Origin of the sequence: Prevotella sp. MGM1 (genome assembly GCF_002933775.1) — a bacterium.
Lineage (GTDB): Bacteria > Bacteroidota > Bacteroidia > Bacteroidales > Bacteroidaceae > Prevotella.
The window spans coordinates 1-1,633 of the sequence record NZ_BEWV01000184.1 but is presented as its reverse complement, the minus strand read 5'-3'; the positions used below and the strand labels follow the sequence as shown (position 1 = coordinate 1,633).

The 1,633-nt window shown below is 53.2% G+C and carries 1 protein-coding gene; it reads left to right on the top strand.

All coding sequences use genetic code 11. From position 1 onward, the window contains the following. The first annotated feature begins 183 nt into the window (after positions 1 to 183). The gene (locus MoGM_RS07275) at positions 184 to 1,416 is read left to right on the top strand and encodes an LL-diaminopimelate aminotransferase (protein ID WP_104369434.1); all 1,233 of its coding nucleotides are present in this window, start codon (positions 184 to 186) and stop codon (positions 1,414 to 1,416) included. Positions 1,417 to 1,633 lie beyond the last annotated feature (217 nt).

The window sequence follows — 1,633 nt, the reverse complement described above, 5'->3', positions numbered from 1 at the left end:
GAAATAGAATGGAACGAGACCGACAACCATGTGTACATGACGGGACCGGCGGAGTTTGTTTTCGAGGGACAGGCAGACATTCCGCAGGAAGACAGGCCATGAAGGGCAAGGTCTCCGGCCATGTCCCGCACCAATCATGACAACATACGGCAAAACTTCAAACAACATATAGAAAGGAACGATATGGCATTAGTAAACGAGCACTTCCTCAAACTGCCGGACAACTATCTGTTTGCGGACATCGCCAAGAAGGTGAACGCATTCAAGGTGTCGCACCCGCAGGCCGATCTTATCAGCCTTGGAATAGGCGACGTGACAAGGCCTGTATGCCCGGCGGTGACGGAAGCCATGCACAAGGCGGTCGACGAACTGGGCCGCGAAGACACATTCAGGGGCTACGGACCCGAGCAGGGATATGCTTTCCTGCGCGAGGCGATAGTGAAGCACGACTTCATGCCGAGGGGAATAAGGCTCGACCCGAGCGAGATTTTCATCAACGACGGTGCCAAGAGCGACACGGGAAACATACAGGAGCTGGTCAGGTGGGACAACAGCATAGGCGTGACAGACCCCATATATCCGGTATATATCGACTCGAACGTGATGATAGGACGGGCGGGACTGGTGGAAAACGGCAGGTGGAGCAACGTGATATACATGCCGTGCACGGCAGAGAACAACTTCGTGCCGCAGATACCCGACCGACGGGTAGACATTATATACCTCTGCTATCCAAACAACCCGACGGGCACGGTGATATCGAAAGACGAGCTGCGCAAGTGGGTGAACTACGCATTGAAGAACGACACGCTCATATTCTACGACGCGGCATACGAGGCTTACATACAGGACGACGACATACCCCACTCCATATATGAGATAAAGGGTGCCCGCAAGGTTGCGATAGAGTTCAGGAGCTACTCGAAAACAGCCGGGTTCACGGGCATAAGATGCGGCTATACCGTGGTGCCGAAAGAACTGACGGCAGGGACGCTCGACGGAAAGCGGCGCATATCGCTGCACAGGTTGTGGTACCGCAGGCAATGTACCAAGTTCAACGGCACGAGCTACATCAGCCAACGGGCGGCCGAAGCCACGTACTCGCCCGAGGGAAAGGAGCAGGTGAAGGCCACGATAGGCTACTACATGGAAAATGCGGGGATAATGCTTGAAACGCTGACCGGTCTCGGTCTCGATGTCTACGGCGGACGCAACTCTCCCTATCTGTGGGTAAAGACACCCGACGGAGAAAGCAGCTGGCGCTTTTTCGAGCAGATGCTTTACAACGCCCATGTGGTATGTACGCCGGGAGTGGGCTTCGGCCCGAGCGGAGAAGGCTACGTAAGACTGACCGCTTTCGGAGACAGAGGCGACTGCGAACGGGCTATGGAAAGAATAATGAAAAGGTGCATATAGCACCGGGAAAACGCTTTCGGGACAGTTCCGCCACAATATCTCAACGCCAACAAAACCTCTACACCACAGCACAAGTATAACATTACAGTCACACAAGCACAAAATAAAACACGGTTATCCATCAAAAAAAACAACGAGAACAATGGTAAATTTAAGATTTAAGGTAGTAGAAGAGGCTTTCAAAAAGCAGGCCGCAGAAGTAAAGACACCGGCGGAA

Excerpts from the sequence above, each read along its gene's own strand:
- MoGM_RS07275 (WP_104369434.1), top strand. The coding sequence starts at position 184 with ATGGCATTAGTAAACGAGCACTTCCTCAAACTGCCGGACAACTATCTG.